The organism is Paraclostridium dentum (assembly GCF_048568265.1).
In the GTDB taxonomy this organism is placed as follows: Bacteria; Bacillota; Clostridia; order Peptostreptococcales; family Peptostreptococcaceae; genus Paraclostridium; species Paraclostridium dentum.
Window position 1 is genome coordinate 993,560 of record NZ_CP183813.1, and the last position, 19,440, is coordinate 1,012,999.

Consider the following 19,440-nt stretch of genomic DNA (forward strand, 5'->3'; position numbering starts at 1 on the left):
GGTTTTGTATATAGGGCATTAAGGTATGACATCAGACATTATAATTTAATTATTTAATTTAAAATGAAAACGTTAACCTTAGAAAAGGGGCCAGGAAAACAATAACATACGTAATTATCTTAAGTTATCATCAATGTATTTTGAAATTATATTATACTTAAGAAAGGACGAGTGAAATTATGAGTACAACAGCAGTGAAGAAAAAAAATAAATTTCCAATGGGATTTTATATTTGTGCAACTACATTTGCATTTGAGAGAGCAGCTTACTATGCTTCAAAATATCTAATCTATATTTTCTTAATTACAGCAGTAGTTAAGGGTGGTTTAGGTATAGAAAAAGGTCAAGCAGCTATGATGCAAGCAAACCTTGTAGCATTTACTTATCTTTCACCTATAATAGGTGGATATATATCTGATAGATGGATAGGTGCTAGATATACGATACCTTTAGGTATGTTTATTATGGGGGCAGGTTATTATGTAGGATCAATAGCCACATCATCATCTATGGTAGGTTTAATGGTTATTTTAGTAGCAATTGGGACAGCGTTTTTCAAAGGGAATGTTTCAGCTGTAAATGGACAATTATTTAAGAATCAAGAAGAGCTAGATTCAGCTTTCTCTGTTCAATATTCATTTGTTAATATAGGTTCTTTTGTAGGAACTACAGCAGTTGGAGTTTTATATGCTCAAACATTTGCTAAAAATGGAGTTTTAGGATTCTCTCAATGTTTCTTCCTTGCAGCAATCTTATGTATTATAGGTGGATTATGGTTTATATTTGGATGGAGATTCTTAGGAGATGCAGGAAAGAGACCTTTCAAAGAAGGTGTCGTTGCTGAAAAAACTGAGGCTAAGGATAATACACCTTTAACTCGTACAGATAAAAAGAGAATATGGGCTATAGTTTTAGTTTCTGCTTTCTCTGTATTATTCTGGTTATTCTGGTATTTAACTTACCTTGCAGTTTATGATTATGGTGCAGCATTCGTTGATATGAATGTTGGAGGATTTGATGTACCTTTAGCTTGGTTTGACTCATTAAATGCATTAACTTGTATAGTATTAGGTCCAATATTTGCAGCTTTATGGTTAAAGCTTTCAAAGAGACCTCAAGGGGATATAAGTTTATTTAAGAAAACTGGATTAGGATTTATATTCTTAGGATTATCATTCTTTATGCTAGTTGGAGCAGAGTTTGCAAGAGGAATAGGGGCTCCTGATACAGCTAAGGCTAGTATACTTTGGATAGTTGCATTTGGAGTTTTATTAAGTATGGGAGAGATGTTCTTCTCACCACTTGGAAACTCATTTGTAAGTAAGTATGCTCCTAAGAGAGTATTAGCAGTTTTAATGGGAGTTTGGACTTTCGCAACTTTCGTTGCTGGAAAGAGTTACGGATATTTATATGACTTTACTTTAAAATTCGATATGATAACTGTATACACTGTTATACCTGTTATATTATTCGTTGCAGCTGCATTACTATTTATATTTGATAAGAAGTTAAATAGTCTTGTTGAAGATGAAGAATCTAATGCAAAAGAAAAGTCTATAGCATAGATAAGAAAAGGAGAAGGAGCCTTATATGTTTTGGCACACAAGCTGGGAAAATGCTTGAAATGTGCCTTCAACATATAAGGCTCCTTCTGTATGAGTAAGAGCAAGGAAGTTTTGCTACACAAGCTGGAAAGATGCTTGAAATGTAGCTAAAACACAATAGTACTCCCTCTTTGTGTTGGGGGCGATAGATGGATATTATATTTTGCCACACAAGCTGGAAAGATGCTTGAAATGTTGCTAAAATATAATATCCATCTATCTTAATTTGAGAAGGTGATTGTATAAGGTTGGGATTTGAAATAAAATAGATATAGATTAGTAAATATACAGGTATTGGAGTTATGCATATGGGAGATTATATAAGCTTTATTGAAAATGCGTGGAAGAGATTTATTAATACAGGGGAAGTTGATTTAAGCGTTAGAAACGATATAAGAGATTCTTGGATAAGATGCAAGTCTTATGGAGTTGATTACAATAATGGTTGTGGAAGTGTAAAACATGATAATATTAAATGTTTAATAGAAAAAAATAGTGAGCTTATTTCTGTATCGAAGCCTATTATGGAAGGTATATATAGTATGGTTTCAGGTTCAGGATTTGCAATTATGTTAGCTGATAAGGATGGATATATTATCGAAGTTATTGGTGATAAGGATATAATGGATAGGGCTAATGAGCTAAACTTTTTAAAGGGAGAGCTATGGACTGAGAATATAGTTGGGACAAATGCAATAGGAACCGCTTTATATCTTAATAAGCCAATTCAAACAATAGGAGCAGAGCATTATGGTAAAAATCAACACTCTTGGACTTGTTCAGCATCTCCAATTTATGATGAAGATAACAACTTAATAGGTTGTATAAATATGTCTGGAAATTATTATGATGCACATTTACATACTCTAGGAATTGTAACAGCTGCAGCTAAGTCAATTCAAAATCAGCTAGCCTTAACTCTTTCATATAAATTACTAAACATTACTTTTGACTCTATATCAGAAGGTATGATTGTTGTTAATCAAGATTTAAGTATAAAGAAAGTAAATGGAAGAGCTTTAAAAATATTAAATACATCATTAGATAATTTAATAAAGGTAAATGTTGAAAATATATTAAAAGATATAGATTTTTATGAGATTTTAAATGAAGATAAAAAACTAACTAATATAGAGTGCGATTTTTATATTAATTCTAATAGAATAAAGTGTGTAGTAAATATAACTACATTAAATACACATGGCAACAATACTGGTTTTGTAATAACTTTCAATGAAGCAAAGAAAGTTCATAAATTAGTAAATAAAGTAGTGGGATATAAAGCTCAATACAAGTTTGAAGATATAATAACTGAAAATGAAAAAATGAAAGCTATGATTTCTTTTGCAAAGAAGATATCAAAAACAGATTGTAACATATTGATAGAAGGGGAAAGTGGAACAGGAAAAGAATTAGTTGCCCAATCAATACATAATTTTAGTGAAAGAAAAAATGGACCTTTTGTTGCTATAAACTGTGCATCTATACCTAGAGAGTTAGTTGAAAGTGAACTATTTGGATACGAAAAAGGAGCATTTACTGGAGCATCAAAGGAAGGTCATCCAGGAAAGTTTGAATTAGCTGATGGAGGGACTATATTTTTGGATGAAATAGGGGAATTGCCATTAGATACGCAAAGTAAACTACTTAGAGTTTTAGATAATGGAAAAGTGATTAGAGTTGGTGGTACATATGAAAAGCAACTTGATGTAAGAATTATTGGGGCAACAAATAGGATACTAAAAAATGAAATAGCTATAAAGAACTTTAGAGAAGATTTATATTATAGATTAAGTGTAATGAACATAAACACTATTCCTTTAAGAGAAAGAATAGATGATATAGATGTGTTAGTTAGTCACTTTATAGAAAAATTAAATCATAAGAACAACAGTAATAATGTAGAGGTTAGTTTTTCATATATACAGGAATTAAAAAAATATAATTGGCCAGGAAATATAAGAGAGCTTAGAAATATAATAGAAAGAGATTATTATCTAAGTGAAAATAACTTAATAAGCATGAGTAGATTAGATAATATAAGCATGTTTAAGTATGAAGAAAACAAAGAAAAAGAAATAATACCTTTAGATTGTTTGGAGAAAAAAGCTATACAAGAAGCTATGAAAAAGTGCAATGGAAACATGGTTATGGTATCTAAATTATTAAATATAGGAAGATCCACATTATATAGAAAAATTAATAAATATAATATAATGTATCAAAATGAAACAGAAAATATATAGTGTTTCAAAATGGGATAGCAAATGTATTAAAATGATACACTTGCTATTTTTATTTTAAGTAAATTTGTAAATTATGAATTTATACAAATATAAGAAAACAACACAATTCCTTGGAAATACTAGGTTTCAGCAGAATTATAATAAATAAAATACATAACTTATATTTTGGCATAGGTGTTGCTATATAAAATGTGAATAAATTAACACTTTATATAATGAAACTTAGGGAGGATTTGGGAATGAAAGCAGCACTATGGTATGAAAAAAGAGATGTTAGGGTAGAAGATATTGAAGAGCCAAAAGCTACAAAAAATAATGTGAAAATTAAAGTTAAATGGTGTGGAATATGTGGATCAGATTTACATGAATACTTAGGAGGGCCTATATTTATTCCAGTAGGACAACCTCATCCTGTAAGTAAAGGAGTTGCACCGGTAGTTTTAGGTCATGAGTTTTCAGGGGAAGTTGTAGAAATAGGTGAAGATGTAAGTAAATTTAAAATTGGAGATAGAGTTATAGTTGAGCCTATTGTAGCATGTGGTAAATGTGAAGCTTGTTTAGAAGGTAAATATAATTTATGTTCATCTTTAGGATTCCATGGACTTTGTGGAAGTGGAGGGGGACTTGCTGAGTATACAGTTTTTCCAGAAGAATTTATTCATAAAATACCAGATGGAATGGATTATGAACAAGCAGCATTAGTTGAACCTATGGCTGTTGCACTACATTCAATTAGAATATCTAATTTTAAAATAGGGGATAGTGCATTAGTATTAGGATCAGGACCAATAGGTTTAGCAACTATAGAATGTTTAAAAGCAGCAGGAGCTAAGTTAGTAGTTGTTCTTCAAAGGAAGTCTATTAGACAAGAGTATGCTAAAAGAGCTGGAGCGGATTTTGTTTTAGATCCTAATGAAGTTGATATAGCAGAAGAAGTGAAAAAGCTTACTGATGGATTGGGGGTAGATGCTGTATTTGAAACTACTGGAGCACAAATAGGATTTGATATAGGTATTAATAGTTTGAAGTTTGAAGGTACTATGGTTATAACTAGTATTTGGGAAAATCCTATAAACTTTAATCCTAATGATTTGGTGTTTACTGAAAAGAAAATTGTAGGAACGTTAGCTTATAGACATGAGTTTCCTGCAACTATGGCCCAAATGAATGATGGAAGAATTAAAGCTGAAGGCTACATAACTAAGAAAATTTATTTAGATGATATTGTTGAAGAAGGGTTTGGTACGTTAACTGGGCCTGAAAAGAAAAAACATGTTAAGATATTGGTTACTCCGGATAAAGAGTTGCTATAAAGTTTAGGGGAGAAGGAGCCTTATATGCTTTGCCACACAAGCTGAAAAGAAGCTTGAAATGTGGCTGCAGCATATTAAGGCTCCTTCTTTGTGTAAGGGCAAGGAAGCTTTGCCACACAAGCTAGAAAAAAAGCTTGAAATGTGGCTGCAGCATATAAGGCTCCTTCTTTATGTAAGAGCAAGGAAGCTGAAAAGAAAGTAGGTTTCTATATAAGCCTGAAAAAGCTTGAAATGTACCTAAAATATGCTATTTATTGCTATTGCTTTGGTTAGTGAAATTTGACAAGGTGCTAATTTAGGTGTAGTATTATATTACGACAAGAAACAACTTTTATTTAAAAATGAAGTTGTTTCTTAATAAGATGGGAGGGGTAGTATGCTCAAATTTGAGAATATAGTAAAAAAGTTTAATGGTAATTATGTTTTATCAGACGTTTCTTTCGAAATAGAAAAAGGGAATCTTGTAGCTATCATTGGAGAGAGTGGATGTGGAAAAACAACATTACTAAAAATGATTAATAGATTAATAAAACCAAGTAGCGGAAAAATTTATATAGATGAAAAAGATATTTCAAAGATAGACCCTATTAAACTTAGAAGAAATATAGGATATGTTATTCAGCAAACGGGATTGTTTCCTCATATGACTGTCAGAGAAAATATTGAAATCATATCTAAAATTGAAAAAGTAGATAATGCAAAGATTGAAGAGAGCACGTATAGATTAATGAACATGGTAGGACTTGATGCTGAAAAATACCTAGATAGGTATCCTTCTGAACTAAGTGGAGGACAGCAACAAAGGGTAGGTGTAGCAAGAGCATTTGCAACAGATCCAGAGATAATATTAATGGATGAGCCTTTCTCAGCATTAGATCCAATTACAAGAGTAGATTTACAAGATGAGCTTGTAGAATTACAGTCAAAATTCAAAAAAACTATTATATTTGTTACGCATGACATGGATGAAGCAATAAGAATTGCAGATATGATATGCATAATGAAAGACGGAAAAGTAGTACAGTATGACACGCCTGAAAATATTTTAAAAAATCCAATAAATAACTTTGTATCAAACTTCATAGGTAAAAATCGTATATGGTCATCTCCTGAATTTATAAAAATTTCAGATATCATGATTGAAAATCCAATTATGTGTGGTTCAGAACTACCAATCTTAAAGTGTATTGAGAAAATGAGAAGAAATAAAGTCGATAGTCTTATAGTTAATGATGCTACAACTAAAGAGTTTATAGGAGTTGTAAAAGCTAAATTTATAAGAAATATAGAAAATAAGTCTCAAAGAATTGGGGACATTGTAAAGAATGAAACTCCAACACTTACGGCAAATGATACTATTTTAGATGCATTAAATATTACCAACAAACATAAAATTTCAGCTATCCCAGTTATCAATGAAAATAAAATTGTTGAGGGATTAGTTACAAAAAGTAGTTTAGTTACTACATTGAGTCAGCAGTATTTAGAAGTAGAGGAGGAATAGAATGAATTTATTAAACTACTTTATTCAAAATAAAGAACAAATAATAACATTATTAATTGAACATATAAACTTAACTGTAATATCTGTGTGTATTGCTATTTTAATTGCAATGCCATTGGGGATTTTAATAAGTTATAAAAAGAAATGGAGTAAGCCAATTTTAAGTGTAGCAAATGTAGTTCAGGCAATTCCTAGTATGGCATTACTTGGATTTTTAATTCCTTTTTTAGGAATAGGTAAAATACCGGCAATAGTAACAGTTATAATGTACTCTTTATTGCCTATAATTAAAAACACATATACAGGGTTAGAAAGTATAAATCCAAATACTTTAGAAGCAGCTAAAGGAATTGGATTAACAAAATTTCAAATACTAGTGAAAGTTCAGATTCCGCTAGCGTTGCCTGTCATTATGGCAGGGGTTAGGATATCAGCTGTAACAGCGGTAGGACTTATGACGATGGCTGCATTTATTGGAGCTGGAGGATTAGGATACCTTGTATTTTCAGGAATAAGAACTGTTAACAATAGTCAAATATTAGCGGGTGCAATTCCAGCATGTTTACTTGCTTTAGCTGTAGATTTTATTGTTGCAACTATAGAAAAATTAGTTACACCTAAAAATATGCAAAAAAATACTAATACTAAAAGTAAAAAGCACACAAAAACTATTATAGGAATAAGTGCTGCTGTTGTAATAATAGCTTTAATTGCATCATCACTAACAGGTGGTGTAAAAAAAGATAAGTCTATAACAATTGGTGGAAAAGACTTTACAGAACAATCAATTTTAACAAACTTAGCAGCATATATGATAGAAGAAAATACTGACATATCAGTTAAAAAGAAAACTGATCTTGGAGGTACACAAGTTATTTTTTCAGCTTTAAACACAGGTGAGATTGATATGTATTTAGAGTATATGGGAACTGCATATTCTGATTTACTTAAATATCCGCCTGCAAATGACATGGATAAGGTGTATAACACTGTTAAAAGTGAATTGAAAGAAAAAAATGACTTACAAGTATTAAGTCCAATGAAATTTAATAACACTTATACATTAGCTGTAACTAAAGAAACAGCGAAAAAATATAACTTAGAAACAATAAGTGATTTTGCTAAGGTTTCAAAGGATTTTAAGTCAGGAACTACATTTGAATTTTTAAATAGAGCTGATGGGCTTTTAGGATTAAAAAAGGCGTACAACTTTGATTTAAAAGATGAAGTTGCATTAGATAGTTCGCCTAGATATGTTGCTTTAAAAAATGGGGATGTAGATGTAATAGATGCGTTTACTACAGATGGTTTAATCAAAAAATTTGATTTGAAACTACTTAAGGATGATAAACAATTTTTCCCTCCATATTATGTAACTCCTATAGTTAAAAGTGATGTTTTAGAGAAGTATCCTGAAATTGAACCTGTTTTAAATGATTTAGGAGCGGTTTTAACAGAGGAAATTATGATGGAACTTAATTATAAGGTAGATGAGCTACATATGGACCCAGATACTGTAGCAAAAGAGTTTTTAATAGAACAAAAGTTAATTAAAGAGTAGGGTTAAGTTAAGAGGGAGTAATATTGTATTTTGCTACACAAGCTAAAAAGAAGCTTGAAATGTAGCTAAAACACAATATTACTCCCTCTTTGTTTAGTTTTGAAGAGGAGCAAAAACAATAATTATCAGAAAATTCACGAGGACGAGATATATTCCATATACATATTAGCAATAAGATTAAAGGAGGTTCATTATGAGTAAAAATTTACAAAAGGCAAGTATTACTCCTGATAATTTAAATGATTCGGGTTTTATAGACTCGCTTAAGCTTACCAAAGATGAAAGAAAAATTGGAACCGTTAAGTTTCTTATATTTTCAGCTATTGCTATAATGATATTTTTTATACCTATAGAACAAAATGGAAAACACAATATATTATTTGGAATTATTTATAATGCTATAGTTAATTTTTTAGGAGTACCAGGATTTTGGTATGTAGCAATTTTAATTACAGGAAACGGCATCTGTAGTGTATATGGAAAGTATATAGCTAGGCCTGGAAATAAATTATATGAATATTATAAAAGTGATTCAAAAATACACCCTATTTTATATTTGATGGCAGCTATATTTATGCTTATGTACTGTTTGCAAATTACAATACCTAATATGAATTTACCACAAATAATAGTAGGAAATGATATAGGTGGAGTTGTTATCCCAGACATTGTAATAGGAGTTGCTTGGATTATACCTGTAGGAGCTTTCTTTGTTCCATTTTTACTTAACTATGGAAGTATAGATTTCTTTGGAGTATTGCTAGAGCCTTTGATGAGACCTTTATTTAAAGTTCCTGGAAAGAGTGCAGTTGATGCAACAGCTTCATTTGTAGGTTCAACATCTATGTCTATAATAATAACTAGTAGGTTGTTTAAAAATATAACTTATACCAAAAAAGAAGCAACTATAATAGCTACATCTTTTAGTGCTGTTAGTGTGGGATATGCTTTTGTTGTAATGAAAACAGCATCTATTGAACAATATTTTTTACCTGTGTATTTCACTTCATTTTTATTAGCTTTTATTGTAGCATTTTTCGTAGTTAGGATACCTCCTATTAATAAAATGGAAAGTGTTTATATAAATGGAAGAGAACAAAGTCTTGAAGATATAAAAAATGAGCCCAAATATGGTAAAGGTATGGTTAAAAAAGGTGTTGATAGAGCTACTAAAAGAGCTTATTATTCGGAAAGTTTGATTAAGAGTATCAAGGATAGCTTGGTAGATGGGTTTAAGGTTTTACCTAAGGTTGTTTCGTTACTTTGTGCTATAGGAATTTTAAGTATGATTATAGCTAAACATACACCCGTTTTTGAATGGCTTGGATATTTATTTTTACCTATTTTGAAAATTTGTCAAGTTCCTGATGCTAATGCTATTGCAGCTTGTATGCCTGTAGGTATAACAGAAATGTTTATTCCTACGTTAATAATTGCAGATCAAGCTAATGTTATAAGTGAAGCAGCTAGAGCTTTTGTCGTTATGGTTTCTACCGTTCAGGTTATATTTTTTGCTGAATCTATTGTTGTTATGAAGTCTACTGGAATACCAGTTAGCTTAAAGCAGCTGATTATATTGTTTATAGAAAGAACTATTATTGCGATACCATTTGCTGCGGTTTTTGTTAAGATACTTTTCTGATTAGTTTTTTGTTGGGCGAGGGATGGATAGTATATTTTGCCACACAAGCTAGAAAGATGCTTGAAATGTGGCTAAAATATACTATCCATCCCTCTTTTGATAAAAAAGATAGAAATATAAATAACATTAAATTATTATCCTCACTTAACAAATATGAGAATATGTATAGATAATTTGTATTAGCTTTTAGTTTATCAATAAGGTGCTAAAATAATTAAATAGAAAATATGTAGAATATGAATGGAAATAGAGTATGGAAGTGATAAACAAAGAGGTATTAAAAGAGTTGATTGTATATTGAAATATTATGAAAATTAAGATTTTTTTACATGGAGAAGATTAAAAAATATTTTAAGTATAAATATATTTTCTAGTAAAATGAAAATACACTTAATAATAATTAGGTTTATTAAAAATTTAGGGATAAAGGGATCTCAAAAGAGTAAATACAATTTATAATATATAATAGAGAAAATAATTGGATTTAAGTGGTAATATACAAGAGATTAAATAGCACTCTTACATTTAAATAAAAAGTAATGGAAGGAATATATATGTCAATAAATGGAATATTTGAATATTTAAAATTAGACTACAGTGAACTATATAGCCTTAGTATAGATATAGATAAGCTTTTGTTTACTGCACCACACAGTGTTATATTAAAAGCAAGAGTATTCATAGAACAACTAAGTAAAGAAATATCAACACTAGAAGGGTTAGAATCGCTGAATAATCTAAACTTAGCAGAACGTTTAGCTACATTAAAATATGATGGAATTATAGATAAAGAAATAAGTGACTATCTATATGAAACAAGAAAAATAGGAAATCAAGCAGCACATGAAGAAATAGAGGATGAATTAGTACTAGCTTTAACTGTACACAGAAATATATATAAAGTTACAGGGTGGTTTATAGAAACATATATAGATTATAATTTTAAAACACCTATATACAAAAACCCTACTCCTCAAACCAATGAAGAGAAAGTAAGTTCTAGTTTATTAGTGAAATGGATGGGAAAAGTAGAAGAATTGCTAGTAAATAATAAACGAAAAGAAGAAGTTATAGTTGATTCAGCAATATTAGCAGATAAAAATGAATCAACAAATACTGAAATAGTAGTTGAAAATGAAATAGATGATGAAAGTGTTAATGAAAATGAAGTAACTGACGAAATAGAAACTCTAGACAATAATCAACATGAGGATATGCATATAAAAAAGAGTGATTGTTTAATCGAAGAATTATCTATGCTTAAGGAATCATCAAAAGAAGCGGTAGAAGGTCTAAATATATTTACAAATTTTAAGAGGTATATGCATGTGGATAGAAATGCACAAACGGAACTTGAACATATAATAATAGAAGCAAGCAAAAGCAACAAATCACAGCTTATATTAGTATGTGGTAGTGTTGGAGATGGTAAATCTCACATAATATCATACTTTAAAAATAAATATCCAGAAGTAATATCTAAATTTATATTGCATAATGATGCAACAGAAAGTTTAGAACCTAACAAAACATCTATGGATACATTAAATGATTTATTAAAAAGCTTTAGTGATGAAAATATTGAAGATAGTAATGAAAAGATAATATTAGCAATCAACTTAGGTACACTTAATAATTTTATAGATTCAGACTATGGGGATAGATTTACTAAACTAAGAGATTTCGTAAATGATAAAAAAATATTAGAAAAAAGTATAGAAGATAATAGTTTTGGTAGCGATGAAAATATACAATTTGTAAACTTTAGTGATTATAGTTTATTTACATTGAAGGATGAAAAAGTAGAGTCTGAGTATATTAAATCATTAATGAAAAAGATTACAGATAAATCAGAATATAATGTCTTTTATGACTCATATAAAAGCAATTGTAATAACTGTAAAAACAAGGGAGTTTGTCCTATAAAAGCTAACTATGAGCTAATAAGCGAAAATATTGTTCAAGATGCAATTGTGGATTTACTAGTACAATGTATTATTAAAAATAAGATAATAATATCTACAAGAGCATTATTAAACTTTTTATATGATTTATTGGTACCTAGACAGCATATAGATATAAACTCACCAATGTTTAAAAATGATATCTATAGGTTAAAGGATGAAGAGTATATAAACTCATTAACTCCAAATATAATATTTGATCATAAAGAGTTATCATTTATATTTAACTCATTAAATACATTAGATCCATTGAATGTAAGGAATGAAAAAGTAGATGACTTTATAATCAAATTTAATAACTCAACATATGTAGAAGAGTTCTTTAATGAAAATATAGATTATCCTAAGGGATACATTGAGAAGATAAATGAAAAATACAAAGAAAAAGGTCCTGATAAAAAGTTAAAACACAGCCTATTAAAGCTATTTATAAGAAGTTACTATTTATGTGGAAAAGGTAATTTATTTAATCTTAAGGATGAGGTATACGAAGAGTTTATAAAGTACGTATACTACTGGAACAAGGGAGATAAAATTAAATTGCAACCAATGTATATCAATATTAAAGATGGTATATGTAAGTGGAACGGACAAGCTGATAAAAATCAAATAAATATATTTATAGGTAAGAACCAAGTTAAGTACAAGGTAAGTGAAATACTAGAGATTAAAGCAAATCCTAGTAATTTACCTACTAATAGTGAAAATAAATTAGATAAATTCCTAACTACACTAGAGATAATGTATAAAGGGAAAGATTTTGATGAATCTTGTGTGCTTGAAATAGACTTCCCATTATATGAACTTTTAATGAGAGTAAGTGATGGATATAGACCTAATAAAAAAGATAAAAATCAATTTATAAAGTTTATAGAATTTATAAATAAGATGGAAATGGCTGGATCTCAAAAGAGTGAATTAATTTTCACTGAAAAGAATAGAGATCAAAATAAAAAATTCAGATTAGAGTATGATGATGAATTTGAAATTTATAGATTTATGGAGATTTAAATATGGGAGAAATAAGTAAATTTAATATAAACTTTGATGAAATAAGAACTAATTTTAAATTTGTAGATGAGCCTGTTCAAGGAAAAGTAGGATTGACCCATAAGACAGGTGAAAAATACAAGCTTTTACCGTATGTAGCGAATGAAAAAACTCTAGTATCTGAATTTTCAGGAGTTGTAGGTGCTTTTTCAAGAATAATTTGCGATAAAGATCTTAGTGAAAAATTCAATGTAGAAGCTTTTATAGAAGAAGTAGTAGAACAAGTTGCAGACTTTAAAGGTAATATGAGTAAAGAATACTTCAAAGATATAGTAAAAACAATGTTTATAGATAATGGAGAATTAGTAGATTTTGATATAAAAACTATTAATTATATTCCATCTACTAATGCAGATATAAGAATAGCAACATTCTTATATTCTGTGTTAATGGATACGAATTTAAAAAAAGATATAAAGGCGCATTATGATAGAGAAGTTGATAACATAATGTATAAGTTGGTACTGAAGTCTTTACCAAAATTAAAAGATAAAGAAACATCTATAGGAGAATATAACTGTTACCTTCCTTATGTAAGAGAAAAATTTATAGAAGATTTTAAGTTTATAATAACAAATGAAGAACTATATAAGGATTCTCTTAAAAGATTGTTAGAGTATTACTATATGTACTATATTTCTCAATTAGTTATGAAGCTTAATGATTTTGAAAGTGCAGATTTAAGTAAGCCAGATGCATTATACTATACATTAGATTGGGAGCGTACATCTAAAACTAGAACAGCTTATCAGTTTGGTTTAGAGAAGATCAAGAAAGACATAAAGTCGTTATTCTCTCATGCTGTAGTATTAGAATTATTAAATCATAATTATATTGATGAAGCACTTGATTACAAGAAGCTTTCGGAAATATTCAGTAATATGGATGAAAATGATATAAATCAACAATTAAGTAATTTAGTAGAACTTTATAAAAATCAAATAAAAGATGTACCTTGGGACGGATTTACATTTACCAATAGAAATAGTGATGTAAATGGATTTGAAATGGTATATGAACTATTTAGAGTAGTTGGATACCAATTTGAAGAGTCGACAAGAAGTAGAGCTAATGAATCGTATTCTAACTGGTATCTTAAGTTTTTACAACAGAATTTTGCAAAGAGAAGAGGTCAGTTAGGATATAACTTAAATATGACAGAAGATGATATTATTTTAATGACAAAAATTTGTATAAAAGATAAAGGTAAAATGAAGCTTAATAATCTTATGAAAGAATTTGAACAAAGAGGGTTATTCTTTGATATGGAATCACATAAGAAGATAGTACAGCTATACGAAAAGCTAAATTTACTAGAAAAGAAATCAGATAGTGGGGATGCACAATATGTCAAATCAGTTTTATAGTTACTTATCAAGTAAGATAATAAGTTTCTTTAAAGATAATCCTTTAAAACCTGGTTCAAAGTACAATATTCAGTTTGAAAAAGAAGAACAGGTAAGGGATTTATTTGAAGAATTAAAAGAGAATAATTTATATAGAGAATATGAATATAAAGACAAGAATGGAAATGTAAAATATAAATCATATCAATTGGATTTTAATGGAGTATCATTAATAGTTTCTTCAACTATGGATGGTGTTCAACCGGACTTTTTAACAAGGTTAAGAAATATGGTAGGAATAGAAGATGGATATGAGAAAAAAGCAATATTATTTATTCATAATACTACACTAGACAGTATTATGGGTGGAACTGAATCTTTTAGCAAGGAAGGGATGCCTTTCCATATAGATTCGATTCAAAAGAGTATAAAAAATGATATAGTAAGTAAATCTTTATCAGAGGTTGATAAAGCTATAATTGAGATGGACTTAGAAAGAAAGAAAAATACTTTATTTACAGAAAATAATTCTATATTTGAGTATAAAGAAGTCTTAGATATTATAAATAAAGGATCTATAGATGAGTCACAATATAAAAATTTTGGACTATTTAAAGATAAAGAATTTAAAAATTTAACAGGTAAAGATTTAAAAAATAGAATAAAAGATAACTCATCATACTTTACTAAAGTTGATGAAATTCATAACTATGGAAATCCGGATACTCAATTAGAAAAGTATTTTGATGATAATGGTATAAGTAAACTTAAAGATAAAGAATGGATGGATACTGATTATTCTATAGTAAAAAAATCTATTGATGAGAAGAAGAAAGAAAAGCCGTTACAATACTTAGGTTGTAATCAAGAGTGGGATAAAGAAGAAGGTACTTCTAAAGTTAAATCAAGAGTAAGGAATATAGTAGTATTTAATGAAAGTGATAAGGATACTGTTGATTTAGAATTTTATTTTGATGAACACTTAAGAAGTCAATATATAGGAAAATCTGAAGGAGAAGTAAGTGTTTCTACATCAGGGAAAAAGTTAAAAGTAATGATAGAAGACAAAGAAGGCAAGTCAAACTTCTATAAAGTTAAATATTCAGTTGATAATGTGAAATTTGAATTCAAAATAGTTATGTTTAGATGTAGTTCTAAATACTTTGAGTCTATAAAATCTCGATACTCAATAGTAATAAAAAAAGACAAATATATTTCTATAAACACAAATGATTCTGAAATTGTATTTAATGAATTTAAAGAAAATAATGTAACCTATGAGATTGATTCAAATAATGATATAGTCAATTTACATGATGATGAAAAGTTAACCGTAAAAATAAGCGATAATTTTGAATATGAAAATGACAGTGATATAGCAAGATTTAATATAAAAGTAAATAATGAAATAATACCATTCGGGGTAGAAGGAACAAGCGAAAAAATATCTGCAATAGAAGGTTTTAAAGTTTGGAAACTAAAAAGAGAAAAGAGCTGTGACTTTAGGATAATTGGAGATAACAAACTTCAACATGGTACTAAAGAATATTTCGCAAGAGATGAATTTAGAAAAAATTTAGAACTTGAAAAGAAAATACTAGAATTAGGTGGAATAGCATTTATAGAAGACAATGAAGGGATTACAGTAGAGGATATAGATATAGACAATGAAGTTAAGTTAGCTTATGAAAATATATTAGAATATTATAGATTATCTAATAAATTACCAAGCTTATCTCATCTAAGTAATAAACTAAAAGATCTATATCAAAAGTTTATAACGATATATCTAAGCGCATTAAACAAAATAGATGAAGGGTCTTATCTATCAAAGAAAGAAAGGCATCTTTTTAAAATTGGTACAATAAAAAGAGAAATAGAAGATAAAGAGTTATTATTTACTCCTCTACATCCATTGAATATAGCTTATCAACTTCACTTAAATAATGAAATTGATGAAGATGATACAGCAGAAGATATATTAAAGAAATTTACATCGACTTATTTATTACCATATATAATAGATGAAGACGATAAGTTATATATACCTATGGAACAACAACACTCTCCAGAATGGAAATATTATGTAGATGAAAAACTACCAAGATATAAGAGTTCAAGAGAGTTTGTATCTAAGCTAGTTACTGAAAAAATAGAGGAATTTGTTGGACATTTTAAATATATGTTTGATATGGGTAACAATGCACCAATAAAAATTAATTTAATTAATACAGGTGACAGTAAAGAAATACTGCAAGGTGTATTTAAATACTACACTAAGCAATTAAGAAAAAATGAAGTAGATAAGGTATTGCCTATAGACTTATTTATATATTCAGAGAAAAATATAACCAATGCATTTGAAGAAGTTGCGTTTAATGAAGATTTAAAATCATTAAAGGAGATATATAATTTAGATTTATCACTAGATAGTATGTCTGAAGAAGATGTACTTAACTTATATAGAGAAAAGGTACGTTTCTATTCTAAGAATGTAGAAGAAGGTATAGAATATGCACATATTACTTTCTTAGAAATGAATAATGAAGTTAAAAAGATAACGTCAAATATGGATGATATCCCAACAGGTACAATACTAAAAGGTATTATATCGGGAGTTCCATCGGTGTTTTTAGGAGATTCATATAGAACAGGATTTGGTACTAAATACGCAAATACTACTACTAATCTTATGAATGTTTCAATAAAACTAAATGCTTTAAATACAGCATTTTCAGGAGAACCATTTAATAGTAATCAGTGTAAAGCTATTTCAGTCCCAAATAAAAGCAAGCTAGAACTAGACAATGTTTATAATTCTAGTCACTGGATTACATTTATTAATCCTAAAGTAGATTTAAACTTCTTTAAAAATGATCCAGATAGTAAAGATTTATTAATAATACACTATAGTGATCAATATACAACAGCAGGTGGATATGATGCTATAACAGTAACTCGTAAATCTGGTCCATATCAAAGAGTTATAGAAGAATTTTTAAGTAAAAATAAAATACAAAATGCTAAAGCGTATTCTCCAACAGTAATAAATATGTTTAATGCTATAAATGGGGATTGGTTGTTAAGGCTATTATCGAGCAAATCACATTTCCCTAAAGAAAAGATAAGTATATTATCGGCTGTTAAATTAGGCATAGCTCAATTTAAGAATGAAAATGTAACTTGGGTACCTATATCGCTAGAGGAAGTATTAAGAGTTTCAGGAGGGGCAGGGTTAAAGCAAAGTGAAGGATTCTTCTCGGCTAAAAATCTTGGGTTTGATAATGGAGTTACAAGTGATGATATATTATTTGTAGGAATTGAAGAGAAAGAAGATAATGTATATGTTCATTACTATCCAGTTGAAGTGAAAATTGGAATAAATGAAACATCATATGTAAATAAAGGAATTGAGCAAGCTAAAGCAACTAAGAATATATTTGATAAGACGTTATTACCAGATGAAAATGGTGATTTAACTAACACTCAAAAGGTATATAGAAACTTCTTAATGCAATTGGTAGTTACAAGTGCTGAGAAGTTGAATCTATACAGTGTATGTACAGGAGAAACTTGGGATAATATTATAAATTCTGATTTAAGAAGAAAGTTACTTAATGAAGAATATATTATAAGTGATTCATTAGAAAAATCTCTAGGTAAAGCTGCTGTTATATCATTTAAAAAAGGTTCTGATAGAAATACAGAATTAAAAGATGATGTTATGATTATAGAAATGTCAGAGGATGATGGAATACAATTTATTACTAAGAGTGTAGAAGAAATAAGAGCGTGTGTGGAAAACATAGATATAGAAACCTCAAAAACTGAAATAGAATACGTTCAAACTGTGAATGATGATAATTATAAAGAAGAGATAATAGATATAAATATAGATTATGAAAAACATAATAATATAGTCGATGAAATAATTAGTACTGTTACACCTGATATACTTGAAGAAAGAGCTTGTGAACCAGAAGATACATACAGTACAACTGATAATGTTTATTTAGAAGAACGAAATATGGAAATATTATTTGGAATTAATAAAAAGAATAATAAACAAGTATATTGGTATCCAAATGATACAGATAAAGTGTTCCATACGAATACTGGTATTATAGGTACGATGGGTACTGGTAAGACTCAGTTTACAAAATCAATGATTACTCAAATTTATAGAGAATCAAAGTATAATGTAGATGGAAAAGATGTAGGTATATTAATATTTGATTATAAAGGTGACTACAATAAGTCTAAAAAAGACTTTATAGAAGCAACTAATGCAAATGTATATGAATTATATCATTTACCGTTCAATCCATTGTCAGTTATAAAAGCTAAAAACTCAAAGCCAATGTTGCCACTACACACAGCTAATAGTTTAAAAGTAACATTAGCAAAAGCATTTGGATTAGGTATCAAGCAAGAAACATTATTAAGAGATTTAATAATGGAAGCTTATGATAGAAGAGGGATAATTAAGAATAATCCAAGTACATGGGATTTACCAGCTCCAACATTAAAAGATGTATATGATATTTATGTAAATAGAGAAGATTTAAAAGAAGATAGTTTATATGCAGCATTTAGCAATTTAATAGATTTTGAAATATTTGAACCAGATCCATTAAGTACGAAGAGTTTATTCGATTTAATTAATGGAGTTACTGTTATAGATTTATCTGGATATGACCCAGATATTCAAAATCTAGTTGTGGCAATAACGTTAGATTTATTTTATTCACAAATGCAAGCGCATGGACATAGTAAAGTTGATGGTAGCTTAAGACAGTTAAATAAAATGATATTAGTTGATGAAGCTGATAATTTCTTAAGTAAAGATTTTGAGACATTAAAGAAAATACTTAAGGAAGGAAGAGAGTTCGGTGTAGGAACTATACTTTCCACTCAGTTATTAAGTCATTTTTCTACAGGTGAGAACAAGTATTCAGACTATATACTTACTTGGATAGTTCATAATGTAGCAGAGATAAATCCAAAAGATGCTAAGTATATATTTAATGCTCAAGCTAAATCCGACCAAGACACTATATGCAATAAAATTAAGAGTCTTAATAAGCATTACAGTTTAGTAAAGTTGGGTGATAGTGATAGAGCTATATTTATGAAAGATAAAGCATTTTGGGAGTTAGATAAATAGATAAATATAAAAAATGCTTTATCTTTATAAAATAAGAGTAATA

9 protein-coding genes are annotated in these 19,440 nt (G+C 28.7%); all 9 read left to right on the top strand.

Translation table 11 applies throughout. The features are described 5' to 3' along the window. The first annotated feature begins 179 nt into the window (after positions 1-179). The 9 genes from ACN6I1_RS04405 to dptH all read left to right on the top strand — a co-directional run bounded on the left by ACN6I1_RS04405 (position 180) and on the right by dptH (position 19,397). Positions 180-1,565, top strand: a complete 1,386-nt coding sequence (locus tag ACN6I1_RS04405; protein ID WP_419742859.1) for a peptide MFS transporter — start codon at positions 180-182, stop codon at positions 1,563-1,565. A gap of 347 nt (positions 1,566-1,912) precedes the next feature. After that, the gene (locus tag ACN6I1_RS04410; protein WP_419742860.1) at positions 1,913-3,850 is read left to right on the top strand and encodes a sigma-54-dependent Fis family transcriptional regulator; all 1,938 of its coding nucleotides are present in this window, start codon (positions 1,913-1,915) and stop codon (positions 3,848-3,850) included. Positions 3,851-4,089: 239 nt separating this feature from the next. Then, positions 4,090-5,163 carry a 2,3-butanediol dehydrogenase gene (locus tag ACN6I1_RS04415; protein WP_419742861.1) on the top strand — a complete coding sequence of 358 codons (1,074 nt, stop codon included), beginning with the start codon at positions 4,090-4,092 and terminating at the stop codon, positions 5,161-5,163. 376 nt (positions 5,164-5,539) lie between these two features. Next, entirely contained in the window at positions 5,540-6,667 is a 1,128-nt protein-coding gene (locus ACN6I1_RS04420; RefSeq protein ID WP_234248583.1) for an ABC transporter ATP-binding protein, read from the top strand. 1 nt (position 6,668) lies between these two features. Then, entirely contained in the window at positions 6,669-8,228 is a 1,560-nt protein-coding gene (locus ACN6I1_RS04425; RefSeq protein WP_419742862.1) for a glycine betaine ABC transporter substrate-binding protein, read from the top strand. 193 nt (positions 8,229-8,421) lie between these two features. Next, entirely contained in the window at positions 8,422-9,870 is a 1,449-nt protein-coding gene (locus tag ACN6I1_RS04430) for a YjiH family protein (protein WP_419742863.1), read from the top strand. Between the two features lie 554 nt (positions 9,871-10,424). Further along, positions 10,425-12,845 carry a DNA phosphorothioation-dependent restriction protein DptF gene (gene dptF / locus ACN6I1_RS04435; RefSeq protein WP_419742864.1) on the top strand — a complete coding sequence of 807 codons (2,421 nt, stop codon included), beginning with the start codon at positions 10,425-10,427 and terminating at the stop codon, positions 12,843-12,845. A 2-nt stretch (positions 12,846-12,847) separates the two neighbouring features. Next, complete coding sequence (dptG, locus tag ACN6I1_RS04440; RefSeq protein WP_419742865.1) at positions 12,848-14,251, top strand: DNA phosphorothioation-dependent restriction protein DptG; 1,404 nt, start codon at positions 12,848-12,850, stop codon at positions 14,249-14,251. Beyond that, positions 14,232-19,397, top strand: coding sequence for a DNA phosphorothioation-dependent restriction protein DptH (dptH, locus tag ACN6I1_RS04445; protein WP_419742866.1), 5,166 nt, complete (start codon positions 14,232-14,234; stop codon positions 19,395-19,397). The genes dptG and dptH overlap by 20 nt, the downstream gene beginning before the upstream one ends. Positions 19,398-19,440 lie beyond the last annotated feature (43 nt).

Coding starts and splice junctions, on each gene's coding strand:
- ACN6I1_RS04405 (WP_419742859.1), top strand. CDS start 180: ATGAGTACAACAGCAGTGAAGAAAAAAAATAAATTTCCAATGGGATTT.
- ACN6I1_RS04410 (WP_419742860.1), top strand. CDS start 1,913: ATGGGAGATTATATAAGCTTTATTGAAAATGCGTGGAAGAGATTTATT.
- ACN6I1_RS04415 (WP_419742861.1), top strand. CDS start 4,090: ATGAAAGCAGCACTATGGTATGAAAAAAGAGATGTTAGGGTAGAAGAT.
- ACN6I1_RS04420 (WP_234248583.1), top strand. CDS start 5,540: ATGCTCAAATTTGAGAATATAGTAAAAAAGTTTAATGGTAATTATGTT.
- ACN6I1_RS04425 (WP_419742862.1), top strand. CDS start 6,669: ATGAATTTATTAAACTACTTTATTCAAAATAAAGAACAAATAATAACA.
- ACN6I1_RS04430 (WP_419742863.1), top strand. CDS start 8,422: ATGAGTAAAAATTTACAAAAGGCAAGTATTACTCCTGATAATTTAAAT.
- dptF (WP_419742864.1), top strand. CDS start 10,425: ATGTCAATAAATGGAATATTTGAATATTTAAAATTAGACTACAGTGAA.
- dptG (WP_419742865.1), top strand. CDS start 12,848: ATGGGAGAAATAAGTAAATTTAATATAAACTTTGATGAAATAAGAACT.
- dptH (WP_419742866.1), top strand. CDS start 14,232: ATGTCAAATCAGTTTTATAGTTACTTATCAAGTAAGATAATAAGTTTC.